Annotated in this window: 25 protein-coding genes; 8 read left to right on the top strand and 17 right to left on the bottom strand. The window is 62.9% G+C overall.

Features of this window, described 5'->3' with window-relative positions:
• Window positions 1–91: 91 nt before the first annotated feature.
• The 4 genes from AQZ50_RS12265 to AQZ50_RS12280 form a co-directional block, all read right to left on the bottom strand.
• Window positions 92–2,056, bottom strand: a complete 1,965-nt coding sequence (locus tag AQZ50_RS12265) for an oxidoreductase (protein WP_067746764.1) — start codon at window positions 2,054–2,056, stop codon at window positions 92–94.
• A 14-nt stretch (window positions 2,057–2,070) separates the two neighbouring features.
• The gene (locus AQZ50_RS12270; protein WP_067746765.1) at window positions 2,071–2,355 is read right to left on the bottom strand and encodes a DUF1330 domain-containing protein; all 285 of its coding nucleotides are present in this window, start codon (window positions 2,353–2,355) and stop codon (window positions 2,071–2,073) included.
• Window positions 2,356–2,434: 79 nt separating this feature from the next.
• Window positions 2,435–3,079, bottom strand: a complete 645-nt coding sequence (locus AQZ50_RS12275; RefSeq protein WP_067746766.1) for a TetR/AcrR family transcriptional regulator — start codon at window positions 3,077–3,079, stop codon at window positions 2,435–2,437.
• Window positions 3,072–3,749 (bottom strand): TetR/AcrR family transcriptional regulator, encoded by a 678-nt coding sequence (locus AQZ50_RS12280; RefSeq protein ID WP_067746767.1) that lies wholly within the window; start codon window positions 3,747–3,749, stop codon window positions 3,072–3,074. The genes AQZ50_RS12275 and AQZ50_RS12280 overlap by 8 nt, the downstream gene beginning before the upstream one ends.
• A 492-nt stretch (window positions 3,750–4,241) precedes the next feature.
• Between AQZ50_RS12280 and AQZ50_RS12285 the strand changes: the two genes are divergently transcribed.
• Window positions 4,242–5,138, top strand: a complete 897-nt coding sequence (locus AQZ50_RS12285; protein ID WP_067746768.1) for a MaoC family dehydratase — start codon at window positions 4,242–4,244, stop codon at window positions 5,136–5,138.
• Here AQZ50_RS12285 and AQZ50_RS12290 read toward each other — a convergent pair.
• Both AQZ50_RS12290 and AQZ50_RS12295 read right to left on the bottom strand, forming a co-directional pair.
• Complete coding sequence (locus AQZ50_RS12290) at window positions 5,123–6,253, bottom strand: phosphotransferase family protein (RefSeq protein WP_067746769.1); 1,131 nt, start codon at window positions 6,251–6,253, stop codon at window positions 5,123–5,125. The two genes, AQZ50_RS12285 and AQZ50_RS12290, sit on opposite strands and share 16 nt — an antisense overlap.
• Window positions 6,254–6,255: 2 nt before the next feature.
• Window positions 6,256–7,332, bottom strand: a complete 1,077-nt coding sequence (locus AQZ50_RS12295; protein WP_067746770.1) for a TIGR03857 family LLM class F420-dependent oxidoreductase — start codon at window positions 7,330–7,332, stop codon at window positions 6,256–6,258.
• Window positions 7,333–7,461: 129 nt separating this feature from the next.
• On the opposite strand from AQZ50_RS12295, the gene AQZ50_RS12300 reads away from it, so the two are divergent.
• Complete coding sequence (locus AQZ50_RS12300) at window positions 7,462–7,914, top strand: nuclear transport factor 2 family protein (RefSeq protein WP_067746771.1); 453 nt, start codon at window positions 7,462–7,464, stop codon at window positions 7,912–7,914.
• Here AQZ50_RS12300 and AQZ50_RS12305 read toward each other — a convergent pair.
• Both AQZ50_RS12305 and AQZ50_RS12310 read right to left on the bottom strand, forming a co-directional pair.
• Window positions 7,902–9,116, bottom strand: coding sequence for a cytochrome P450 (locus AQZ50_RS12305; protein ID WP_231730260.1), 1,215 nt, complete (start codon window positions 9,114–9,116; stop codon window positions 7,902–7,904). The genes AQZ50_RS12300 and AQZ50_RS12305 overlap by 13 nt on opposite strands.
• A 14-nt stretch (window positions 9,117–9,130) precedes the next feature.
• Window positions 9,131–10,471 (bottom strand): DUF1214 domain-containing protein, encoded by a 1,341-nt coding sequence (locus AQZ50_RS12310; RefSeq protein ID WP_231730261.1) that lies wholly within the window; start codon window positions 10,469–10,471, stop codon window positions 9,131–9,133.
• Between AQZ50_RS12310 and AQZ50_RS12315 the strand changes: the two genes are divergently transcribed.
• Entirely contained in the window at window positions 10,470–11,327 is an 858-nt protein-coding gene (locus tag AQZ50_RS12315) for an alpha/beta hydrolase (RefSeq protein ID WP_231730262.1), read from the top strand. The two genes, AQZ50_RS12310 and AQZ50_RS12315, sit on opposite strands and share 2 nt — an antisense overlap.
• Here the strand turns inward: AQZ50_RS12315 and AQZ50_RS12320 are convergent.
• Complete coding sequence (locus AQZ50_RS12320; protein ID WP_067746774.1) at window positions 11,322–12,641, bottom strand: spinster family MFS transporter; 1,320 nt, start codon at window positions 12,639–12,641, stop codon at window positions 11,322–11,324. The two genes, AQZ50_RS12315 and AQZ50_RS12320, sit on opposite strands and share 6 nt — an antisense overlap.
• A gap of 124 nt (window positions 12,642–12,765) precedes the next feature.
• On the opposite strand from AQZ50_RS12320, the gene AQZ50_RS12325 reads away from it, so the two are divergent.
• Window positions 12,766–13,581, top strand: coding sequence for an SDR family NAD(P)-dependent oxidoreductase (locus tag AQZ50_RS12325; protein ID WP_067746775.1), 816 nt, complete (start codon window positions 12,766–12,768; stop codon window positions 13,579–13,581).
• Window positions 13,582–13,703: 122 nt separating this feature from the next.
• Here AQZ50_RS12325 and AQZ50_RS12330 read toward each other — a convergent pair whose 3' ends face one another.
• The 7 genes from AQZ50_RS12330 to AQZ50_RS12360 are packed head-to-tail and all read right to left on the bottom strand — an operon-like array spanning window position 13,704 to window position 18,689.
• The gene (locus tag AQZ50_RS12330; protein WP_197412474.1) at window positions 13,704–14,507 is read right to left on the bottom strand and encodes an SDR family NAD(P)-dependent oxidoreductase; all 804 of its coding nucleotides are present in this window, start codon (window positions 14,505–14,507) and stop codon (window positions 13,704–13,706) included.
• A gap of 5 nt (window positions 14,508–14,512) precedes the next feature.
• On the bottom strand, window positions 14,513–15,352 hold the full coding sequence (locus AQZ50_RS12335; RefSeq protein WP_067746776.1) for an SDR family NAD(P)-dependent oxidoreductase: 840 nt from the start codon (window positions 15,350–15,352) through the stop codon (window positions 14,513–14,515).
• Between the two features lie 3 nt (window positions 15,353–15,355).
• Entirely contained in the window at window positions 15,356–15,742 is a 387-nt protein-coding gene (locus AQZ50_RS12340; RefSeq protein ID WP_067746777.1) for a carboxymuconolactone decarboxylase family protein, read from the bottom strand.
• Between the two features lie 24 nt (window positions 15,743–15,766).
• Window positions 15,767–16,630 carry an NAD(P)-dependent oxidoreductase gene (locus tag AQZ50_RS12345; RefSeq protein WP_231730263.1) on the bottom strand — a complete coding sequence of 288 codons (864 nt, stop codon included), beginning with the start codon at window positions 16,628–16,630 and terminating at the stop codon, window positions 15,767–15,769.
• Between the two features lie 12 nt (window positions 16,631–16,642).
• Window positions 16,643–17,395 (bottom strand): tyrosine-protein phosphatase, encoded by a 753-nt coding sequence (locus tag AQZ50_RS12350; RefSeq protein WP_067746779.1) that lies wholly within the window; start codon window positions 17,393–17,395, stop codon window positions 16,643–16,645.
• Between the two features lie 2 nt (window positions 17,396–17,397).
• Entirely contained in the window at window positions 17,398–17,904 is a 507-nt protein-coding gene (locus AQZ50_RS12355) for a VOC family protein (RefSeq protein WP_067746780.1), read from the bottom strand.
• A gap of 11 nt (window positions 17,905–17,915) precedes the next feature.
• Complete coding sequence (locus AQZ50_RS12360; protein WP_067746906.1) at window positions 17,916–18,689, bottom strand: SDR family NAD(P)-dependent oxidoreductase; 774 nt, start codon at window positions 18,687–18,689, stop codon at window positions 17,916–17,918.
• Window positions 18,690–18,831: 142 nt separating this feature from the next.
• On the opposite strand from AQZ50_RS12360, the gene AQZ50_RS12365 reads away from it, so the two are divergent.
• From AQZ50_RS12365 to AQZ50_RS12380, 4 genes are read left to right on the top strand one after another with little or no spacing between them, the layout of a single operon-like run.
• Entirely contained in the window at window positions 18,832–20,103 is a 1,272-nt protein-coding gene (locus AQZ50_RS12365; protein WP_231730264.1) for a sulfotransferase family protein, read from the top strand.
• 20 nt (window positions 20,104–20,123) lie between these two features.
• A complete protein-coding gene (locus tag AQZ50_RS12370) occupies window positions 20,124–20,441 on the top strand; it encodes a 2Fe-2S iron-sulfur cluster-binding protein (RefSeq protein WP_156427354.1) in 318 nt (105 codons plus the stop codon).
• Window positions 20,442–20,443: 2 nt separating this feature from the next.
• Window positions 20,444–20,821, top strand: coding sequence for a limonene-1,2-epoxide hydrolase family protein (locus AQZ50_RS12375; RefSeq protein ID WP_067746783.1), 378 nt, complete (start codon window positions 20,444–20,446; stop codon window positions 20,819–20,821).
• A gap of 2 nt (window positions 20,822–20,823) precedes the next feature.
• On the top strand, window positions 20,824–21,846 hold the full coding sequence (locus AQZ50_RS12380; RefSeq protein WP_067746784.1) for an LLM class flavin-dependent oxidoreductase: 1,023 nt from the start codon (window positions 20,824–20,826) through the stop codon (window positions 21,844–21,846).
• Here the strand turns inward: AQZ50_RS12380 and AQZ50_RS12385 are convergent.
• Entirely contained in the window at window positions 21,837–22,502 is a 666-nt protein-coding gene (locus AQZ50_RS12385) for a TetR/AcrR family transcriptional regulator (RefSeq protein WP_231730265.1), read from the bottom strand. The genes AQZ50_RS12380 and AQZ50_RS12385 overlap by 10 nt on opposite strands.
• Window positions 22,503–22,520 lie beyond the last annotated feature (18 nt).

A 22,520-nucleotide genomic window follows, 5' to 3' on the forward strand; every position in this document is an offset into this window, starting at 1 on the left:
ACACCTATCTATTGACAGGCCGACCCGCCCGGAAAAAATTATGTTGCGGATCGGATACCGTGCCGGCCACGACCTTGTCGCCGATTGGCGCCTACAACGCCAGACCGGCCCGCCGGCCATCCTTGATCGCCTCGTCGGTGGCAAACACGCTCCACCGCGCTTCGCGGGCATCGCCGATCAGATGCAATTCCGGACCAGCGCCCTGCAACTGGTGGAAAAGCGCCTCTTCCGGCGGTTTGGATGTGATCAGGATGGTGTTGTCGACATTGGCGATCACGTGCCGTTCCCCGGTATAAACATTTTCGACAGTCACGTCGGCGGGATCGATTTTGACGATCGCGGTTTGCGGCATGAATGTCACCTTGGGCAGCAATCGTTTCGACAGCACTTTGTTGATGCCGATTTCGGTGACCGACATCGCCATGCCGCTGTCGATGGTGACGAAGATGACGTCCCTGCCCTGATCGGCCAGCAGTTCGGCGATGCCGGGGCCGACTTCATAGGACGTGTTGTCATAGACCACGATGCGCCTGCCGATTCGCGCATGGTCCAGCAGCAGGTCCTCCGGTGTCAGCACATGCGCGTAATCCGCACCGGGAATCGCGGACAGCTGGTTCTTGCTGACGCCGTTGCGGGCATAGCGCGCGCCGGTCGCCACCACCACCGCGTCTGCCCCCAGTTCGGAGATCAACGCCGGGGTCGCTTCGGTATCGAGGCGAATATCGACTTTGTGCTGGCCGAGCTGCAGCGTAAGCCAGCGAACAATTTCGCTGCGATCCTCCAGTCCGGGCAATTTGGCCTGCAAGGTGACGTGGCCGCCAAGCTGTCCCGATTTTTCCAGCAAAGTGACGCTATGGCCGCGCTGCGCCGCGACCAGCGCCGCCTGCATCCCCGCCGGCCCGCCTCCGGCAACGACCACGCGCCTGGGCCGCGCCACCGGGACGAGCGGCGGCAGATGCTCGCTGCCGATTTCGGGATTGACGGTACAGCCGACCGGCTGGCCAATGCACGAACGCATGAAGCAGCCCTCGAGATCGCCGATACACGAGCGGATTTCGGCATTGCGGCCATCGCGCGACTTGTTGGACCATTCCGGGTCGGCAATCACCGATCGCGCGACAAAGATCATGTCCAGCTTGCCGTCTTCGATCAGTTGATCACCATAAGCGGCCGAGAGGATGCGCCCGCCGCTGACCACCGGAATATCAACGACTTTGCGCACCTCGGCCGCCGCATAGACGTGGGTGCCTTCGCTCATATACGATGACGGGTAATGGAAATGCGTCATTTGCGGCTTTTGTCCGCGCGCGGTGATGCGCAGCCAATTGACCTTGCCGCTGTCCGACAGCAGCTTGCAGATCGCCAGCCCTTCGCTCAGCCCGTCGCCGCCCAGCGTGGTATCATCGGCGTTGACCGCCAGACCGATGACAAAATCCGGACGGCAGCGCGCGCGAATGCCGTCGATGATTTCCATCACCATGCGCATGCGGTTTTCGAGGCTTCCGCCATAGGCATCGGTGCGATGATTGTAGAGCGGCGAGGTAAAGCTTTGCAGCCCCGCGCCGCCGCCGATGGGAAATTCAAAGCCGTCCGCCCCGGCTTCTTCGGCATGCCGGGCAGCAACGATGTGCGCCTCGATCAGATCCTTGATCTCGGGCACGGTCATCGAACGCGGCTGACTGTCGCTCAGCACCGTGTGGGGCGCAAAGCCCGAGGCCTGTCCATGCGCGGGATTGGCCTGCATCCACACGCCCTGAACGACAATGCGGGTGTCGTGTTTGTGCACGGCATCGACGATCCGCCTGATCGCGGGAATATGATCGCGGTTATAGGCCTCGATAAACCAGCCCGGCGGCACCAGCGGCGCCGCCACCACCTGACAACTGGCAATTACCATGAACCCGCAACCGCCTTTGGCGCGGGCTTCGAAATAGCCGACTTGCGCATCGCTGCCGATGCCGAGCCCGACCATGCCGTGTGGCGACATGAACACGCGGTTGCGCAGCTCAAGCGAGCCGATCCTGAACGGGCTGAACAGATGTTTGAATTTGGACATGGGCGCCCCTCCCCCTAGGCCTGAAACGTGATCACGAAATGCGTGTCGGCGGCCTCATGGCGGATCGGGATGACTTCCTGATACCCTTCGGAGCGGTACCACCTGGCCGCCGCATCATCGTCGGCGAACTTCATGATGATGATCGATGTTCCGGGAAAATCGCCTTCGTGCACCTCTGGCTGTTCGGCCAGCGCAACCTCGACTTCGACCCCGTCGATCAGGCGATACCCCGCCATCGCATAGTCCTGGTAGCGCGCCAGATCATGCTTGGTCACCACCCCGACAAGATAGGATGCCATCTTCGTCCTCTCCATCAATACCGTTTACGGCTTGACGGACAGGCTACGGATGCCGGCCCGAACGGGAAGCGCGGATTTTTTAACCCGGTAAAGCGGGTGGAGAAATGGCCTGCAGGGCGAATGTGCGGACATGCTCGCGCCACAGCGCAATGCCCTGTTCGCCCGCGAAATCGATGCCGCTGCTTTGCGACATGGCCCAGCGCTGGGTAAACGCAGCCGACGCCAGCGCAAAGATCGACCAATAGAACAGCCGCGGATCAATTCCGGGGCGAAACACCCCCTCGGCGCTGCCGCGTTCCAGCATCGGCGCCACCCGTTCGGCAATAAACTGGCGCAAGGTCGGCATATATTTGGACCGGCGCGAAATATGTTCGCCGCCATGCAGATCCTGATCGATCGTCATGCCGATGATATAGGGCCGCTCGACATAAGCCTGGATGATCCGCTCGATCAGCACACCGACCGCGTCGACCGGTGGCATGCGGTCAAAGTCGGGATCATCGAGCATCGCGCGAACTTCGTCGGACACGCGATCCAGCACGACGCCGTAAAGTTCCTCCTTGGTCTTGAAATAGTGATAGACCAATTGCTTGGTCACCCCGGCGGCCTTGGCAATGCTGTCCAGCCGGGCTCGGTCGAAGCCGTGTTCGGCAAAGGCGTCGCGCGCTGCCGCAAGTATCCGCTCCAGCGTGGCGGCAGAAGAATGACGCACTTTTTCAGACATTTCGGCCGTTTTCCGCCAGGGTCATGAACACCCCCCACATCCGGTCGAAATCCGCCATCAACGCGCGATCATCCCACGCCATGCCGCTGGTCAGCGCCTGCCAGCGCGGCCCTTCGGCGACCAGCCGCAGCAAGGTATCGCGCCACAAGTCCACCGGGCCGGTCGGTAATTTTCCGCAGGCCTGCGCTTGCGCGATCAGACGGTCGATCGGATCGGACAGGTCAATCGGCAGCGCAGGCACGCGCGGTATCGCCGACAGGTCGGATGCGGCGGCCTCCCAGATGACGATCCGTTGCAGATCGAGCGCGACCGGCGACACCACAAACCGGCAATAGGCCTGCGCGGTCCGCCGCAGCGCTTCGACCGGATCGGTCGCGGTGCGGTTCAGTCCTTCCGCCTGGCGCTGCAACAGGGCAATCTGCGAATCGAGCACCAGTTGAAACAGCGCCAGTCGGCCGCCGTAACGGCGATAGACCGCGCTGCGAGTGACCCCTGCCATCGCGGCAATCCGCTCGATCGAGGCCCCGGAATAGCCATGGACGCGAAATTCCGCGAGCGCCGCGTCGAGCACCGCGCGCTCAAGTATCTGCGCCTCGTGGATCGAGGGGCGGCCTGCGCGACGGCGCGGTGCCGCATGTGTTTTGCGATCCTTGGTATCGACCAGAGCCATACCACGGTCTTGCAATGGCGAACGGGCTGCGGCAAGTCGATTAGGGCGTAAACTCATAAACCACACCATCGAGGCGGCAAAATGGCGAACATATCGAGCGGAAATGCGCGCCGCGAAGGCTGGTTGCCTTTGCAAGCGCATTTCCGTTCGAGATGGAAGCCATTTTGCCGTCCCGCAGGGATTTGACCCAAAAGGCCCAGCGCGAGGCGGATAGGTGCAGGAATAGTGGTTCTATTTCAAACCTATCCAACGCTGCGATGGGCCTTTTGGCCTCAAACCTCGATGGCGTGGTCTATGAGTTTACGCCCTAATTATACAATATGGAGCGTTTTGTTGCGCACGAGGCGTTTGCGTTTACATTCGCGCCATCGTTCGGGCGAGGAACCGCTGGCTTAACCCTATGACGTCGTAATCGCCGGTTGACGGCCTGTCGCACGACAGGCCTATCGTACGACAGGGATACCCGGCGCGCCGAAAGGATAGCTCCGCGCCATGACCACACGCCACCTTGTTGATCCCGAACGGCTTGGCCCGCTCGATCGCGAAACCCTGCTGGCTTATGCCATCCCTGTCGCGCGTGACGATTATGACCCGCGTGATGTCATACTCTACGCACTGGGTGTCGGCGCAGGGCTGAGCGCAGAGATCGACGAGACCAACTTTCTGTTCGAGCGCCGGTTGCAGGCCTTGCCGACGATGGCACTGGTGCTCGGCACGCCGGGATTCTGGCCGATGGACCCGAAATCGGGGCTGGACTGGCCGAACATCCTGCATGGCGAGCAACGGTTGAAGCTGTTTGCACCGCTGGACCCTGACGGCACCCTGATTGGCGAGACACGCGTCACCGATCTGGCAGACAAGGGACCGGGCATGGCCGCGCTGGTGCGTGCGGCCAAACAGGTCCGCACGCCCGGCGGGACGCTGGTTGCCGAAGCGAGCGAAACGTGGGTCGTGCGCGGAGCCGGTGGATTTGGAGGCGCGCGGGACTTGCCCGGCGAAAGCCTGCCGCCGGTGCCGCAACGCGATCCCGATTACGAAATCGTGCTCCCCACCTCACGCGCGCAAGCCGCGACTTACCGTTTGTCGGGTGATCGCAATCCGCTGCATATCGATCCCGCAACCGCGCGCGCGGCAGGGCTCGACCGGCCGATCCTGCACGGGCTTTCCACCATGGGCGTGGTCGCGCGCGCGCTGATCCATGCGTGCTGCGCGGGCAATGCTGCGGCCTTGCGCGAAATCGCCCTGCGGTTTACCGCGCCGGTCTATCCCGGCGAAACCATCCGCACGCAGATCTGGCAGGACGGCCCCGCCTTGCATTTCCGCGCCGACGTGGTGGAACGCGCTGTGCGGGTGATCGACAACGGGCTCGCGGATCAATCCTTGTTCTGATCGACCGGGGTCATGTTGCGCATGAAAGCATAGAAATCGGGACCAAGCTCCGGTGGCGCCATGCCCAGCCGTTCGGCCAGCGTCAGCGTCATGAAATTGGCGTTGAGCGATTTGTTCTCGGGCGGAATATTGCCAATGCCCACTTGCCGGTCGAACGCGCCGACTGCCACCAGCGCCATGCGCAGCGCGACCACCACCCCGTAATAATCGAGATGTTGCGCCGCGCGCCCCGCAGTTGCTTCCCAGATCGCGATGGTCTGCTCGCGGGTGGGCAAGCCTTCGAGCTTGGCCACGCCAAAGCGGCGGGTGAACAAGTCGTCGAAATAGAGCCACCACGCCAGATCGAGCTCCGACGGCCCCAGGGCCGCCAGTTCCCAATCGATCAGCCCGCTGACCGTGCCATCGGCATGAAACATGACATTGGACGGTGTGGCATCGCCCCACAGCACATTGATCGCGGTGTCGCCGGGCTGGTGATCGCGAATATAGGCGATCGCCGCATCGACATGGGGCATGACCCGGTCCTTGCGACAGCTGCGATACCACGATTCGATGTGCCCGAGGTATTGGTCGAGCCCCGGCTGGCCCCATTCGGCTTGCGCGAGAAAGGCGAAACCATCGGCCTGCCAATCGATCTTGCCCAGTTTGGCAAACGCTTCGATCGCGTTTTTCCAGGTCGCCGCGCGCTGGGCGGGAGTCATCTCGACGACCCAGCCGGTTGTGTTGTAATTGGGGTTCTGCGTGGCCGACTGGCCCTCGACCCGCCCCATGATCAGGAACGGATTGCCCAGAACGGCAGGATCGAGTTCCATGCCGATCCAGTCGGGCACGGGCGCCAGCTTCAGCCGGTCGAGCGCGGCCATCATCCGGCCCTGCAATGCCAGGCTGGAGGCATGTACGACCACCAGATCGGCGGGCTGGCGACGCACCACAAGCGTGCGCGATTGCGCACCTGCGCCATCGTCATAATCGACATCGACAAAGAAGATGTCCGCCGAAAAGCCCGATCCCGGCGACACCTCCAACGGTCGCAAGCGGACATTGCGCCAACCTTCGACATGGGCCTCGATCCAGTCGCGCAACCGCGCGCGCACGTCTTCTGCCGTCAGTGCCATGGTTACAGTCCCCGTGCCGCCAGCGCGCGCTTCAGCTCTGCGGTCAGCGGCCCCATGTCCCTGGGCGCGGCGCCGTGGAGCAGGATTTCATCGGCACCGGCATCGAGATAGGCCATCAACTGATCGGCGCAATGTGCCGCCGTGCCGACCGCCGCGCCTTCATCGATCCAGTGCTGCGGCAACAATTGCCCGACATCGACGAGTTGCGCGCGGGTATAGGCCTGATCGGCGGGTTTGCCATTGAGCGAGGCGATCTTGGGGTGTGCGCGGATCTGGTCGAGTACCGACTTGTCCCATTCGTTGATCTCGACAATCAGATCGCCAAATCCGGGCAGTTCGAAATAGGTGATGGCGCGGCCGCGCACCACTGCGTCTTCTTCGTCCTTCGGCAGATCGGGGGCGACGATGATATTGTGATAGATCCGCACCGAAGCCGGATCGCGCCCCGCCTTTTGCGCCGCGTCGCGCACGATCTTTGCACTGTTGCGCACGCCGGTAGGCGACACGAACGGGTGCAGCAGCACGCCGTCGCAATGTTGCCCGGCAAATTCCAGGCTTTTGGGGCCGATCGCGGTGAAGATGATCGGCGGCTTAGGTCCATCGTAAAAATCGGTCAACTTGAGCATCGGGAATGTGCCCAGCAGACCTTCGTAGCTGACCGCTTCACCCACCCACAACCGGCGATAGATGCTGAAATAATCGGCCAGCCGTTCCATGGTGATGGCGGGCGCACCCATCATTTTCATATAGGCGGGCACCGCGCGGGCAAACATCACGCCGAACCGATCGCCGCTCATCGCCTGCATCATGTTTGCAATGCTGGCGGTCACCAGCGGATGGCGCATGGTGGCATAAAACGTGGCATTGATGCGAATGCGCGAGGTCGCCTCGCTTACCGCGCCGGCCAGCACCGCCGGTTCCTTGAGCGCAAAGCGTTCGGAAATCCACACCGCGCCAAGCCCGATCCGTTCGGCTTCGAGCGCTTCCTCGATGCCCCGACGCGGATCATCGACCCGGCCTGGCAGGATATAGGTGCCGAACTTGTCAAACAGGGCCTGTGCACCCGGCTCTTGTGTCATCAGTCAATTCCTTGCGCGCTGATCGCGATTGCCGACACCATCACGAAACGACCCATGCAATCAACCTGCCCGATGGCAGGGTGCCGCAACACCCGTTCGCGGGCACACGTTGCGCAAAGGGAGAACATCATGGATGCGCTGCAAACCTTGCTGGCAATCGAGGACATCCGCGCGGTAAAGGCGCGCTATTGCCGCTGTCTCGACACCAAAGACTGGGACGGGTTTGCGCGGCTGTTCACCGACGATGCGGTGATGGACGTGCGCGAAGATACCGGAAACCCGCCGATCAGCGGCATTCCCGCGATCATCGCGCAAGTGCGCTTCGCTGTCGATCACGCCGCGACCAGCCATCAGGTCCATACGCCCGAAATAGCACTGGATAGCCCGGACACGGCGCACGCAGTGTGGGCGATGCAGGACCGGGTGGTGTGGCAGCAGGGCCAATCGCCCGTCTCCGGCATCGCCTCGATCACGGGCTATGGCCAGTATCACGAAAGCTATCGCCGCGAAGGCGGCGTGTGGAAGATCGCCGCCCTGCGCCTGTCACGCTTTCATGTCGATATGCATCCTCAGCCCCACTGAAGCTCCAGCTTGGGCACGAACGTGATATTGCCGACGAAGTAGCCCAGTTCGAATCCGTCTTTCAGGCGGAACGGCGGGATCGCCTTGAGGAATTCCTCCAACGCGGTTTGCAGCTCGAACCGGGCAAGGTGCATGCCGAGGCATTTGTGGATGCCGCCGCCCAGCGCGACATGCGCCGCCTTGCGATCGAAGCGCACTTGCGACGGGTTGTCGTGCATTTTTGGGTCCTGGTTGACCACCGGCGTGCTGACCGAGACATATTCGCCCGGCATGATCTTCTGCCCGTGGATTTCCAGTTCGCGCGCGGCAATGCGAAACGCCGTCACCGGGCCATAGACACGCAGAAATTCCTCGACCGCCAGCACGATCCGATCGGGATTTTCGCGCAGTTCCTGCTGCTGTTCGGGATAGCGCGCGAGGTGGGTAAAAATGTTGCCGAGCATCGTGGTAACCGTGTCCAGCCCGCCGAGAAACAGGTTGAAGCAGTGGCCCAGCACTTCCTCGTCGTTCCACTTGCGGCCTTCCTCGGCCTCCAGATCAAACAGCTTGGTGATGTAGTCATCGCGCGGATTGATGCGGCGATCGGCGATCTCTGCCTTCAGATAATCAACCGCCTTGCGCACGCCGTCGCTGCGCACTTCCCAGTCGTTGGAATGCAGCATCTGCTTTTCCCAGACGAGGAACTCGGCCATCCTGTCCTGCGGCAGCCCCAGCAGATCGAGCACGATGAAAATCGGATAGCGCTCGGAAAATTCGTTGATGAAATCGCAACTGGTGCGATCCTTGAACTTGTCGATCAGATCGGTGGCGCGGCGGCGCAGATCGTCCTTCAGCGCGGCCATTTTCTGCGGCGAAAAACTGGGATTGAGCGCCTTGCGATAGAAAGTGTGCATCGGCGGATCGACTTCGGTCGGCACCACCAGCCAGCTTTCGCCGATGCTCTGCGACCATTGGCCCATGCCGTTCTTGGTATAGTTGTCCGCATCGCGCAGCATTGCCATGGTGTCGTCAAAGCCGGTCAGCAGCCAGCCCGGCTTGTCGCCCGGAAAGATGTTGGTGACATACGTGATCGGCCCGAGCGTGCGATGCATTTCGGGGATCAGCGTTTCCTGCGGGCAATCCTTGACCACCTCGCGCGCAAAATACGCGAGGCGCACGGCCTTGTCGGCGGGAACATGCGGCGGAAGTGTCTGGGTGGTCATGCGAAAGGCTCCGGTTACCAGATGATGCGCATCTGAGCGGCAAGACGGCGATTGCGCAAGGCGATGGCGCGCTGCTGCGGGGTTACACGCTGGGTATCGACGGGCAAATGCTGCGACACATCCGCCAGTTTGACTCGTTTGATCGAGGGCATGGGCTTTTCACTGGCCTCGAACCAGCGCCCCTGGATTGCGCCGGAGGGATAGCCCGCTGTGTCGAGCCAGTTGTGCACCCCGGGATCGCGCGCGCTGATCACCGTGCGGAACACGCCGTCACTATCGACCACCGCCTGCCTGTCGTTGAGGCTGGCCTGATTGTTGTACCAATCGGTCGTTTCATACAGTTCGTTGGTCAGGATGATCGACCAGTAGCGATAGCGCGCGGGGACTTTCACTTCGCTGATCAGCGCCTCGTCATCGGCGAGATCATACGCGCCCTCGTAATAGAATTGCCCGCTCAGGCCCGACATCTGCGACACGTCAAAGATCTTGAGCGCATTGATATGGCCCTGCGCGCGCAGTTCCTCGACATGGGTGGGGAACGCCAGCGCACAAACCGCGACAATGCCGGGAATTTCGCCAAAGCCATGATGCAGCGCATCGGCCGAAGGACGGCCTTTGGCGTTATCGACGTCAAGCCGGGCGATGCCGAAGCGCGGTTCACGCTCCACTCCCCAGTCGCACCCGACCACGCGGACCATGAACTTTTCGCACAAGGGATCGAGCGCACGCCAGTCACCGGCATAGCCCGCCGGCCGCTCGGGCGAAATCACCAGTTCGAAATGGCCCTGGGCATCGAGCGTCAAGCTGTCGAAATCGATCTGTCCGAGCAGCGGATGATGCTTGCCGGTGCGCAACGTATCGGGGCCCATCTGCGCGAGGATGACCATGCGCACGGTGCCGCGATCGCCCTTGATCACATAGCTGCCGCCACGTTCGATCAGGCACCCCTTGTAGATCGTGTCGGCATTGGGCTGAAAGATGTTCTGCGCAATATTGAGCTCGGGCACAAACAGCGGGTGACGCCGATCGCCGACCAGCGCATCGGGAATCGCGCGAGTCAGCCCCGACAGCAACAGGCGCATCGATTCGGCCATGACCTGCGGATCGCCGCGCAGTCGTTCGGGCACGCGGGCGCGCATCGCATCGCCCAGCGGACGCAAGCCATCGATCAGTCGTTCCCATTCGAGTCCATCACTCGGACCATCGCTCGGCATTTCAGGCATCCCTGTTCCAATCGCGCCGTTCTTGCCGATCTGCGCCGCCAGCAACCTGTCGGGCGACAGGTGGACGGCACAGACCCCGGCCCATGCTGCCGCCTGCAACAGGGATCGACGCGCGATGAAATCAAACGACATGATGCTGGACGTAACCTCGGCCACCGACCTTGGCGAACAGACTTTCATCGCCGCGACGCTGCACCTGCCCGACGACATGGAAACGCCGCCGCACCTGATCTTTGCCATCCATGGCGGCGGCTACCACCGCGCCTATTGGCATCCGACGTTTGCCGATAACAGCTACAGCTTTGCGCGCTGGTTCACGGATCATGGCAAGGCGGTGCTGACGATCGACATGCTCGGCATGGGCCAGAGCAGCAGACCCGAGCCGGAAAGTCGGCTGAGCCAGGCAATCATCGCCGCCGCCCATGCCGAAGCCTTGCGCCAGATCACCGCGCGATGGCGCGGCCCCGTCAGCGTCACCGGAGTTGGGCATTCGATGGGCGCAATGATGGTGATCGCGCAGGCCGCCGCCCACCCCGAGATGGACCGCGTCGCGGTCATCGGCTGGGCCAACGAACCGATGGTGCTGGGCGATACCGATGTCGCCACGTTGCAGGCGGGCCTGATCCCGAGCGGCTATCTTGCCACCCCGCGCGTGCCCATGCGCAAGCTGTTCTATTGGGACGACGTACCGCTGTCATTCATCACGGCGGACGAGGCGCAAGGCTCGACCACGCCCGCCACGATGGGCCGGGATGCGCTGACGCCGGGGATCGTGCACGAGGCCGCCGCACGGATCGCGGTGCCGGTGCTGGTGGTGCAAAGCATGATCGACACCAGCCCGGCGCCCGACAAGGAGCCGGGATATTTCCGCGCGTCGCCAGACGTGGAATTGCACATTCTGGAAAAGGCCGCGCATTGCCAGAATTTTGCCGGGACGCGTGCGCAGCACTGGTCACGCCTCAACGACTGGATCGACCGCACGTCATGATCGTTCGACGGCGGTAATTTCGCCCGCGATCGACCGCGCCGCGATCGCGTAACAGCCGATTGCGAGCAGCAGGAACAGCCCCAGCAGCATGAGCGCCTGTTGCAACCCGGTGCCCGATGCCGTGCTGCACGCGAGACCTGGATGCAGGTGGGCTGACTGGCACGCGGCGGCATAGCCCGTGCCATAGGCGCGCGCGGCCAGACGGTCGCTCATCAGCCCCAGAAACGCCGCGCCCAGCGCCATGCCGAACACGGTCTGCCCAAAGGCGTGGATCGCCGCCGCCGTCGCGCGCATGCGCGGTTCGACCAGCCGTTGCGTTACGGTCATGATCGTCGGCAAAAAAGCATAGAGGCTGAATGTTGCGGCAAATAACAGGCCCGCCAGAATACGCCAGTCATCCTGGAAAATGGCCAGCAGATAGAGCGGCAGCGCCAGCGCCACGCCCCCGATCGGCAGCCAGCCATACCGCGCAGGGTGATGGGTGGCGAACCGGTCGGACAGCATCCCGCCGACCACCCCGCCGCTTGCCGTCGCCATGCTGAACGTCAGCGCAAACACCAGCGCGGCATGCCTTACATCGAAACCGAAACGCCGGATCAGCAAGGGGATCAGGAACAAGTTAAGCCCAAACCCGACCAGCGCGACCATACCGCTGCCCACGGTAAAGCTGACAAATGACGGTGATCGCCCGACCTGCCGCAACACGTCGCCAAGGCTGGGCGCGACAGCACCTGCGTGGCTGCGTTCGGGCTCGGCAATGGTCAGCCACAACAGCGCCGCCAGCACGACCCCCGGCCCGCCCATCACCAGAAACGCCGCGCGCCAGCCGTGGGTCTGGGCAATCCAGCCCCCGCCCATCGCCCCGATCGCTCCGCCGACCGACACCCCGACCGCGATCAGTGAAAACACCGTGGCGCGCTTGTCGGCGTCGAACCGGTCAGCAATCATCGACACGACCGGTGGTGTAAAACCGGCCTCGCCGATACCCACCCCCAACCGCGCCAGCAACAATTGCGCATAGCTGCCCGCCATGCCCGACATCATCGTCATCACCGACCACAGCCCGGTCGCCACAACGACAATGCCGACACGGCTGACCCGTTCAGCCAGCCGGGCGATGGGGATGCCGATGCCGCCATAAAACAGCGCAAAGGCCACCCCGCCCATCAGCCCGAGTTGAAAGTCACTGAGCCCGAATTCGCGACGGATCGGCTCACCCACCACCGAAATGATCATGCGGTCGATGAAATTGGCCATATAGATCGCGCCGAGCAAGCCGACGAACCACCAGTCTCGTGCCGAAAACCGCTTCATGCCAATCCTCTCGCTCCCGCTGGCCGAACAGCCTACGGCGGGATTGTGCGCGTAGACCTGCCCATCGACAGGTCACGACGCGCTGGCGCTGTGGCGCCAAGGCGCCAACATGGGAGATATGGGTATGGCAGGCAAGCTGGATGGACGGGTCGCATTGGTCACCGGTGCCGGTGGTGGCATTGGCGCGGCTTCGGCCCGGCGCCTTGCTGCCGATGGCGCGCAAGTGGTTCTGGCCGATATCGACATCCGCGCGGCGCAGACGGCCGCAGCCGGCATTCCCGGCGCGGTCGCGCTTCCGGTGGACCTGACGCAGGAGGCTTCGGTCAAGGCGCTGACGGAGGCGGTGATCGCGCAATTCGGCCGCATCGACGTGCTGCACAACAACGCCGCGATCCAGAACGACGCGCAGCGCCAGAAAGACCTCGACGTCGTCAATCTCGACCTCGCGGCGTGGGACATGGCGATGGCGGTCAATGTGCGCGGCGCGCTTTTGATGAGCCGCCATGTGATCCCGCAGATGATCGCGCAAGGCGGCGGCTCGATCATCCACAGCGCCTCGGGCTTTGGCGTACAGGGCGAATCGACGCTGACCGCCTATGGCTCGTCCAAAGCCGCGCTGATCCAGCTCAACCGCATGATTGCCACGCAATACGGCAAGCAGAACGTGCGGTCGAACTGCATGGTGATCGGTTTTGTGCTGACCCCGCTCGCAGTCGAAACGACCCCCGACGTGATCAAGGACATCCTGCTTTCGCACCACCTGACCCCGCAACTGGGGCAGCCCGAGGATATTGCCAACCTCGTCGCGTTCCTTGCCGGCGACGACAGCAAATTCATCACCGGCGCGGCGATCCCGATCGATGGCGGGGTAACCGCGCACCAGCCGAGCTATGCCGATTTCCAGAAGCTGTTTGCCGCGATGGGCAGCACCAAGCTCTAGTGACCCTATCCGGCATACTCCGCCAAGCGCGCCACCGGACGGATCGGGTCGGGCCCGAAATCGTCAAGGCCGGTGGTGTCTCGCGCCGCTTGTTCCATGCCGGAGACAGTCAGCGGCGCAGGTCATGACAGATGCGCCTCCATCAATTGCAGCAGGTCGGCATAGTGCGGCTGGTGCGACAGCGCGCCGCCCGAAATCGAGATGTTTTCGCCGGTGATATAGCGGCTCTCGTCCGAAGCGAGGAACGCGACCAGCGCAGCAATGTCGTCAGGCGTTCCGAATTCGGGGGTGAGCACATGGCGCTTGATGATTTCCTTGAGCCCCGGCACGGTCTTGTCGAGCGCCTCGGTCAGCACCACGCCGGGCGCCACCGAATTGCAGCGGATGTTCTGCCGCCCGTGCTGGGTGGCGATATATTTGGTCATGGTGATGATCGCGCCTTTCGACGCGCCATAGGCGATCCGCGCCAGATCGCCCGCCGTCCCGCTGTTCGAGGCGGTGTTGACGATCGACCCGCCGCCGCCGCTCACCATATGCGGGATCGCGTATTTGCATCCCAGCAGATAGCCGCGCAGATTGATGTCGATGATTTCGTCCCAGATTTCGATGGGAATGGTCACCGCATCGGTATCCAGCGGATGCTTGGCCGGATCGGTCATCGCGGCGTTATTGTGCAGGATGTCGAGCCGCCCGAAATGAGCAACGGTGGTTTCCACCAGCGCCTCGACCGAAGCAGGGCTCGCTGCGTCGAATTGCACGGCCAGCGCGGCATCGCCCAGCGGCTCGGCCACAGCCTGCGCCGATGGCAGAAACACGTCGGCCACTGCCACGCGCGCACCTTCGGCAACGAACCTGCGCACCACCGCCGAGCCGATTCCGCCGCCGCCGCCGGTCACGATCGCCACTTTGCCTGTCAATCGCCCCATGCCGGTCATCCTGCGGTAAACTGCTTGTTGAATTCGACAAACCCGATCAGGCGCGCGATGCGGTCAGCCTGCACTTGCGGCTGCTTTTCCTGCCCCGGCCCGTCGGGGACGATCTGCAGCGGCGCGCCCGCCAGCAGTCCGGCCAGCGCGTTGTGCGTGACATCGGCGGGATCATAGACGTCGGTGGTGTCGAACCCTTCGGGCACCATGCGCAGCAAAGTCGGCGTGCGCATGATCGGCGCGGCAATGCCGATAATGTCGATGCCGCGTTCGTGGTATTCGGCCCACAGCGATTCGGCGAAATTGATCTCGAACGCCTTGGTCGCCGAATAGAGCGCAAGATTGGGTTGCCCGCCCAGCCCCGCGCCCGAGGCCATGACAATGATACCGCCCCTTCCCTTGCCATCGACGCCGCGCGCGAGCATGCGCTTGCCGAAACCGTTGGCAGCGTCGATCAGAGTCGAGATATTCATCCGCACCAGCCGATGCGCAGCCTCGGGGCTGTCTTCGAAAAAGCTGGCAAAGCCGTCGGCTCCGGCATTCGAAATATACAGCCCGACGTCGCAATCGCGCGCCGCCTCGACAATGCGCAAGCCCGCGCCAGGTTCGGTCAGATCCTGCGCCACCGCGCGCGTGTCGATGCCGAATTCGGCCTTGAGCGCCGCCCCCAAGGCATCGAGTGCGGCCTGCCGACGCGAAACGAGCACCAGATTGATGCCCATCGCCGCCAATTGCCGTGCATAGCATTCACCCGTGCCCTCCGAAGCCCCGGCAATCACTGCCCATGGGCCGAATTTTTCGCGAAATGCCGCCGGATCAAGCGGCAGCCGGGCGAGCGGGCGCATTGGTCAGGCGTCCTTCTTCATCGCGGCGACGCGCGCCTTCGCCGCCTCGATCCCGCGAAACAGCGCGGTGCAATTGCCCGCACCGGCATAGAACAGCAGAAACAGCGGGATCTGTTCGAGTTGTTCGTCAGTGAATTCGCCATTGATCAGCGCGCCGGTCATCTGGATTTCGACCAGATCCTGCCGCCCCAGCATCGCCGTTGCGCCCAGCACCATCAGCCGCTTTTCGCGGATGGTGAACGCCGGATTGCCCCACAGATTGGCGAACTGGTTGCCGACGATCTCCTGATTGAACGGCGTATCCTTGAACGGCACGACCATCGCCGACATGCCCGGGCCATAGACCGCATCGAACACTTCGAGACCCTTGGCCCAATTTTCCTCATTCATCCCGTTTCTCCCGAATGTGCGGTTTCAGCCTTCGATCGGCTGACCAAGCGGATATTCCAGCCCGACCGACGACCGGCCATATTCCTTCAACAGTTCGACCATCGGCAGACGCACGCCAAACTTGGCCGCCTCGGCAATGGCGACGTCCAGATCCTTCAGCATCAGGCTGTAATGGTATTCGCGCGCGGCGGTTTCCTGCGCATTGCCCTCGGGATCGGGGCGAAGTTGCAGCATCATCGCGCCTTCCAGCCCGCCGCCAGCCGCAGGATCACCGGCCAGCGACTTGGCCATCTGCGCCAGGTCCACGCCATAATTGCGGGCGATCACTGCGCCTTCATAGCCCGCGCGGATGCACCCGAAATACGTGGTGTTGCGCGCGATCTTGGCCGCCATGCCGGCCCCGGGGCCACCCATGTGAATGATCGATCCGGCAAAGCCGTCGAAAATCGGCTTGGCCGCCGCGATATCGGCGTCGCTGCCGCCGACCAGGCAGATCAGGCCGTTCTGGCCGGACTTTGGCCCGTTGGTGACGCCGCAATCGATCAATGTGACCCCGGCATCTGCGCACAGTTTCTGCGCCGCAGCCAGATCGGACATGGCAATCGTCGACAACAGGATCACCGTCTGCCCCGGCTTGCCTGCCGCCAGCACCCCGTCGGGCCCCGACAGCACGGCGATCGTCTGCGCTCCATTGAGCACCGCGATCAGCACGCAATCCGACGCTGCCGCCAGATCGCGCGGGCTGGCCGACATCGCCGGGGCACCCGGCACATTGGCCGCCGCCTCGGCGCGGACATCATAGATCGCCGCCAGTTGCCCGGACCGTTGCAAACATTGCGCGACGCCCCCGCCAATGCCGCCAAGCCCGATCACTCCACCTGTCTTCATGTCCATGTTCCTTCAATTCACCAGAATGCGGCCGATCCGGCGCTGGGTTGGATGATCGATCCCCGCCGCAACGAAATAGTCCGCGACATCCGACCAGTTGCGATTGATTTCATCCCACGCGGCTTCGAGATAGTCGGTGCGCACGCCGATCAGGGCCTGCACCTGATCAGGGCTGGGCATGAAGCCATAGCTGGCCATGAAGCCCGGCTCGATTTCACCATCACGCGCCATGTTTTCGCCGAACACCGCAGAGCGCAAGTAATCAGCCATGATCACATCGCGCGGCACGCCCGCCATTTCGAGCAGCAGCGCGATCGCGACCCCGGTGCGATCCTTTCCGGCGGTGCAGTTGAACAAGACCGGCACTGCACCATTCAGCAGAACCTCGGCAATGGCCGGCCAGTGCGGCAACAGCGCGCCGACAATCTCGCGATACGTTTCAACCATCGTCGAGACCGCGATCTCGAGATCGGGCCCTTGCAACAGGCGATGCCGGCCATCCTCGCCGAACACGCGCAAATCGGCGTTGACGTCCAGCCCCAGCCAGCGACACTCCGGACCATGCCATTCATGCGGCATATCCGCACGTTCGCCCGCAGAGCGCAAATCGACGATCGTGCGAAAGCCGATATCCTGCAGCGCCCCCAGTTGCGCGGGCGCGAAATTGCGCGGACCTTCACTGCGATACAGCACGCCCTGGCGAATATGCCCGCCCGTCGCAAGAAGACCGCCAAGATCACGAAAATTCAGACTTGAGACCGGCATTCTCAGCGCTCCGGATAGACGGGGATCGCAGCGACCAGTTGCCCGTAGAAACCGGCATCGAACCATACGTGTTCGATATGGTGCCCAAGCGTGGCGCGTTCATCGGTGTAGGCAAAGCGCATCAGATCGCCCATGCGCCCCGACCAGACAACCGGATGCAGGGCCGGATCAAGCCCGGCCATATGCGCCTCGAAATCGGCCAGACTGCCCTCGACGCGCATCGCGACATGGTGAAACCGCATGGCAAAGCTGCCATCGGTCGGCAGCGGCGCGGCATGCAGCGGCGCGCTGTCGTGCAACGGCTCGATCAATTCGATCTCGACCCCGCCGACATGCGCCAGCGCGATCTTCAGCTGAAACGGGTGCGACGATTCCAGCCCCGGCATGTCATTGGTGAACACATAAAATGACGGCACATCGAATTGGTCGCGCCACACCGCCAGCGCCCGGTCGAGGTCGGTGGTGACATAGGCGATCTGGCTATGCCGCGCGTTGAGGCTTGGAAACATGGCCGAAATCCTCAGTTGTTGGCGATCTTGCCGCCATCGACGATCAGGGTGTCACCGGTGTGATAGCGCGACAGGTCGCTGGCAAGATAGACCACCGCGCCCCACAGGTCGTCGGGTTGCCCCGCGCGGCCGATCGGCGCCTTGGCCGCAACGCTGTCGGCGATCATCTTGCCGACGACAGGGTCGGCCATGGTCATTTCGGTGATGATGAAGCCCGGCGCGATCACATTGCAGCGAATGCCATGCGGCCCGAGTTCGGCGGCGATGCCCTTGGCCAGCGCGTTGAGCGCGCCTTTGGCCGCGCCATAATGCGTCATCGTGGGCACGCCCTGAAAAATCGAGCCGCTGCCGCACACGATCAGCGATCCACCCCCGCCGCGCTCCACCATGTGCCGTGCAACCTCGCGCAGCGTAAACACCACGCCGTGCTGGTTGACGTCAATCAGCGCGTGATAAGTGTCCGCGTCCATCTCGATGAACGGCTTCTGGCTGGCGATCCCGGCGTTGGCAACGACCGTATCGATCCGGCCCATGACTTGCAGCGCTTCGGCCACGCCCGCGACGATCGATCCTTCGTCGGCGACATCGACCGACTGGGCATGCACTTTGGCACCCAGTGCACGCAGCCTTTCCGCCGCGCGTTCGTTGGCATCCTGCCGCCGCCCCCAGATCACCAGATCGCTGCCCGCACGCGCCAACCCCTCGGCAAAACCGTAGCCGAGCCCCGAATTGGCGCCTGTTACAAGCGCCACTTTGCCAGTCAGGTCGAACAGATTCTGTGCCATGTCGAACATGCATCCCCGGGTTGTCTTGTGTTCTGTGGCGATGGCTATCCCCGCTATGGAGTGGGGCCGCATATCTTCCGGTAGGGCAAGGTTCGTTTTTCTGCCTCTCTATCTCGCTCCACACGAAACGGGAGGTATGTCGATGGCCAAAGACGGACAGCGGGGCGAAGTGTTCCATATCGACGATATGCTTCATCCGGTGCTCACCGACCTGCAAAAGGCGGCGCTGGCGAGCGCGGCACAAGCCGTGTTCGATTTCTCGGCAGAAGCCGTCCTCGGCGCGGCCAGGGCACAGACCGGGCTTGATGATTTCGGCGCGATGGACTTTGTCGAACGGCTGGAACTGTGGTGCCAGTGCGTCAAGGATGACACATTCCTGTCGCCAATCTCGCACGCCGCGCTGTGGACGATGTTCGTGCGTTATGCCTCGGACCGCTTGCGAGTCGAAGACATCTGCAAGCGCCATCCCGAGATCCTGAACATCGTCATCGACCGGCCGATCATCGTGGCGGGCCCGCCGCGTTCGGGCACGACGCACCTGCTGGGTCTGTTGTCGGCCGATACGCGGCTGCGTTCGCTGCCGTGGTGGGAAGCGATCGCGCCGGTCCCGACCCTTGCCGACCAGCCCACCGCCGACGATCCCAATCCGCGCCGGACGCGCGCGGCGGCGGGCTGGGAACAGCAGGACGCGATGATGCCGCTGTTCAAATACATGCACGAATTCTCGCCCGATCATGTCAGCGAGGACATCGAATTGCAGGCGCTGGATTTCTCGTCCTACCTGCTCGAATGGCTCGCCCTGGTGCCGAAATGGCGCGACTATTACCTCAGCCACGATCAGAGCGGGACGTATGCCTATCTCAAAAAGGGCCTGCAGGTTCTGACCTTCCTCAAGGGGCCGAACCGCTGGGTGATAAAATGCCCGCAGCATATGGAACAGTTGCCGACTTTGCGCGCGACGTTCCCCGATGCGACATATGTGATCACGCACCGCGATCCGGTCGCCTCGATCCGCTCGACGCTGTCGATGTGGCTTTATGCCTCACGCATATTGCGCACAAAAACCGATCCGGAAGAGCCCAAGGCATACTGGATCGACCGTTATCGCACATTGCTGCAACGCTGTGTCGATGATCACGATTGCCTGCCGCCCGAACAGACCGTCGATGTCTATTTCCACCAGTGGATCGCCGATCCCGATGTGATCCTTGGCGAGATTTACGCCAAGGCAGGGTTGCCGCTCGATGCTGAAACGCTGGCGACGTTGCACCGGTATCATGCCGATCACGACCCCGGCGTAAAAGGGCGGGTGGTGTTCAACCTCGAACGCGATTTCGCCATCACCGCCGACGATATCCGTCATCAATTCCAGTTCTATTTCGATCGCTTCCCGGTCGAACGTGAAGTGAAATGATCCATCTCAGGAGACCTGAAGTGACCACCATTACGATCATCAAGCGCGACGGTTCCAGCACGGCGGTCGAGGCCCAACCCGGCGTTTCGCTGATGGAAACGATCCGCGACAACGGCTTTGACGAATTGCTCGCGCTGTGCGGCGGATGCTGTTCATGTGCCACTTGCCATGTCCACATCGACGCCGCGACATTTGCCCGGCTGCCCGCGCCGAGCGATGACGAGAACGATCTGCTCGACAGTTCCGACCACCGCGACGCGCTGAGCCGTCTGTCGTGCCAGGTCATGATCTCGCCCGATCTCGATGGTGCAATCGTGACCATCGCCACGGAGGACTGACCATGAGTGATCCCCTGACCGAAGTCCTGTCCTTCTTCAACGAGTGGAAGCCGACTCTGGCGGACATGCTCGCATCGATGGAGCGGCGGTTTACCGACACGACGGTCTGGGAAAACCACGGCGTGTCGCGCACGGTCGGGTTTGCCGAGGCCAAGGCCTTCATGGACGGCTTTGCGCAGATCAGGCCGATCGAAAGCGGCGAAGTGATCGTCCACCACGCCGCCGCCGTCGGCAATGTCGTGCTGACCGAACGCACCGACAATTTTCATGACAAGGACGGCAACCTGCTCGTCTCGATCGTGCTGATGGGCCGGTTCGAGATGGATGGGCCCCGCATCGTGTCGTGGCGCGATTACTTCGACACCGCGAAAGGATTCTGAGCGTGTTTGCTGGCAAGCCGGTGTGGGCCGAACTGCCGGTGCTGCCCGCCGCAGACCTGGTGCCGCTGGTGCAAGGCTGGGAATCCGCCGGGGTTGAAGGGGTGTGGGCGCCGCAGATCTTCGGCGCGCCGTTCACCGTGCTGGCGGCGGCGGCGGCAGTGACCAGCCGCATCAAACTGGGCAGCGGCATCGCGCTCGCCTTTACCCGCAGCCCGCTCGAAACCGCGTGCAGCGCGATCGATCTCGATCATATCAGCCAGGGTCGTGCCGTGCTCGGTCTTGGTTCCAGCGCCCAAAGCCAAATCGAGGGCAGCTTCGGCATGACCTATGGCAAACCGCTGGCACATATGCGCGAAGTGGTCGGCCAGGTGCGCGCGGTGATCGCGCAAGGGCATACAGGCGAACTGAAGCGGCTGGAGGGCGCCTATCACACGCTCGATTTGTCGCATTTCCGGCTGGTCCGCCCGGCGCATCGCAGCGCGATCCCGGTCTATCTGCCCGCAGTGTTCGAAAAAGCCTGCGAACAGGCCGGCGCGATTGCCGATGGCCTGCTCGGGCATCCGCTGTGGACCACCGGTTGGCTGCGCGACCGGGCAATCCCGTCGCTCAAGGCGGGGCTCGATCAAGCCGGACGCAACCGCAACCAGGTCGATGTCAACCTGATGATCTTTACCGTGATCAACCCCGACCGTGCCGCAGCGATCGCCGATGCGCGCGCCAATATCGCCTTCTACACCCAATCGCCGCAGTACTTGCGCTATTTCACCGAAATCGGCTTTGGCGCCGAAGCGCAGGCGATCCAGGCGGCATTTGCAGCGCAGGATTACGAGGCGATGGCGCGCGCCTGCCCCGATGCCATGGTCCGCGCGATCACCATTCTGGGCTCGGCGGACGAAGTGCGCGAACTGGTCGCCGAACGCGCGGCCTTTGCGGATTCGATTACCCCGGTCGTGCCACAATTCGGCATCGCGCCCGACAAGGCCGCGATTTACCGCCGGCGCATCGCCGATCTGTTCTACACCTGACCGTTGAACACCCCGGCGATCAGGAACCGGGCCATGATCCTGCCCTGATCCTGTTCGCCCGCCGCACCGGCGAGCATGGCCTGCAGCGGCTTGAGCGTGTAATATGAGCCGACCCCGTGAACCAGCAGTGCCAGCAGCGCGCCGGTGGCAATCGGCGAGACCGGGCGCGTCTGCCGCACATCGTCGATCAGGCTGTCCAGCCGCGCCTGAAACGGGCGAACGAAACGGTTGACGATGAAATCCAGCCGCCAGCCGGGGCGCTGGCCCTCGTGATAGCAGATGCCGACGATATCGGGATGGACGCTGGCCCACTGGCAAAACCGTTCGATCAGATCGATCAGCCGTTCTTCAGCCGTGGCGTCGCTGTCGAATGCCGGTTCGACTTCGCGCGATGCGCCGGCCAGCCGCCATTCGACCGCCGCCTTCCACAAGTCGGATTTCCTGCCAAAGCGGACATTGAGCAGATTGTGGCTGATCCCCAATTGCCGGGCCAGATCGCGCACCATTGTCGCGTCGTAGCCGCGCTCGGCAAACTGGGCAAAGGCCAGCGCCAACAGCCTGTCTTCGCCCACCGGTTCCGCCGAATTGGCGGGCGGTCGGCCACGCCGACGCGGGCTGATCGCATCATCGACAACCATTTCGACCGGCCTGTTCATCGTCGCAGGTTTGACAAT

The organism is Novosphingobium sp. Fuku2-ISO-50, assembly GCF_001519055.1.
Taxonomy (GTDB): Bacteria; Pseudomonadota; Alphaproteobacteria; order Sphingomonadales; family Sphingomonadaceae; genus Novosphingobium.

What these genes read in the sequence shown, in the direction of transcription:
- AQZ50_RS12285 (WP_067746768.1), top strand. Translation starts at nt 4,242, where the DNA reads ATGACCACACGCCACCTTGTTGATCCCGAACGGCTTGGCCCGCTCGAT.
- AQZ50_RS12315 (WP_231730262.1), top strand. Translation starts at nt 10,470, where the DNA reads ATGATGCTGGACGTAACCTCGGCCACCGACCTTGGCGAACAGACTTTC.
- AQZ50_RS12270 (WP_067746765.1), bottom strand. Translation starts at nt 2,355, where the DNA reads ATGGCATCCTATCTTGTCGGGGTGGTGACCAAGCATGATCTGGCGCGC.
- AQZ50_RS12295 (WP_067746770.1), bottom strand. Translation starts at nt 7,332, where the DNA reads ATGACACAAGAGCCGGGTGCACAGGCCCTGTTTGACAAGTTCGGCACC.
- AQZ50_RS12305 (WP_231730260.1), bottom strand. Translation starts at nt 9,116, where the DNA reads ATGACCACCCAGACACTTCCGCCGCATGTTCCCGCCGACAAGGCCGTG.
- AQZ50_RS12290 (WP_067746769.1), bottom strand. Translation starts at nt 6,253, where the DNA reads ATGGCACTGACGGCAGAAGACGTGCGCGCGCGGTTGCGCGACTGGATC.
- AQZ50_RS12350 (WP_067746779.1), bottom strand. Translation starts at nt 17,395, where the DNA reads ATGCCGGTCTCAAGTCTGAATTTTCGTGATCTTGGCGGTCTTCTTGCG.
- AQZ50_RS12275 (WP_067746766.1), bottom strand. Translation starts at nt 3,079, where the DNA reads ATGTCTGAAAAAGTGCGTCATTCTTCTGCCGCCACGCTGGAGCGGATA.
- AQZ50_RS12310 (WP_231730261.1), bottom strand. Translation starts at nt 10,471, where the DNA reads ATGTCGTTTGATTTCATCGCGCGTCGATCCCTGTTGCAGGCGGCAGCA.
- AQZ50_RS12300 (WP_067746771.1), top strand. Translation starts at nt 7,462, where the DNA reads ATGGATGCGCTGCAAACCTTGCTGGCAATCGAGGACATCCGCGCGGTA.
- AQZ50_RS12355 (WP_067746780.1), bottom strand. Translation starts at nt 17,904, where the DNA reads ATGTTTCCAAGCCTCAACGCGCGGCATAGCCAGATCGCCTATGTCACC.
- AQZ50_RS12330 (WP_197412474.1), bottom strand. Translation starts at nt 14,507, where the DNA reads ATGGGGCGATTGACAGGCAAAGTGGCGATCGTGACCGGCGGCGGCGGC.
- AQZ50_RS12265 (WP_067746764.1), bottom strand. Translation starts at nt 2,056, where the DNA reads ATGTCCAAATTCAAACATCTGTTCAGCCCGTTCAGGATCGGCTCGCTT.
- AQZ50_RS12320 (WP_067746774.1), bottom strand. Translation starts at nt 12,641, where the DNA reads ATGAAGCGGTTTTCGGCACGAGACTGGTGGTTCGTCGGCTTGCTCGGC.
- AQZ50_RS12360 (WP_067746906.1), bottom strand. Translation starts at nt 18,689, where the DNA reads ATGGCACAGAATCTGTTCGACCTGACTGGCAAAGTGGCGCTTGTAACA.
- AQZ50_RS12280 (WP_067746767.1), bottom strand. Translation starts at nt 3,749, where the DNA reads ATGGCTCTGGTCGATACCAAGGATCGCAAAACACATGCGGCACCGCGC.
- AQZ50_RS12335 (WP_067746776.1), bottom strand. Translation starts at nt 15,352, where the DNA reads ATGCGCCCGCTCGCCCGGCTGCCGCTTGATCCGGCGGCATTTCGCGAA.
- AQZ50_RS12340 (WP_067746777.1), bottom strand. Translation starts at nt 15,742, where the DNA reads ATGAATGAGGAAAATTGGGCCAAGGGTCTCGAAGTGTTCGATGCGGTC.
- AQZ50_RS12345 (WP_231730263.1), bottom strand. Translation starts at nt 16,630, where the DNA reads ATGAAGACAGGTGGAGTGATCGGGCTTGGCGGCATTGGCGGGGGCGTC.
- AQZ50_RS12365 (WP_231730264.1), top strand. Translation starts at nt 18,832, where the DNA reads ATGGCCAAAGACGGACAGCGGGGCGAAGTGTTCCATATCGACGATATG.
- AQZ50_RS12325 (WP_067746775.1), top strand. Translation starts at nt 12,766, where the DNA reads ATGGCAGGCAAGCTGGATGGACGGGTCGCATTGGTCACCGGTGCCGGT.
- AQZ50_RS12385 (WP_231730265.1), bottom strand. Translation starts at nt 22,502, where the DNA reads ATGAACAGGCCGGTCGAAATGGTTGTCGATGATGCGATCAGCCCGCGT.
- AQZ50_RS12375 (WP_067746783.1), top strand. Translation starts at nt 20,444, where the DNA reads ATGAGTGATCCCCTGACCGAAGTCCTGTCCTTCTTCAACGAGTGGAAG.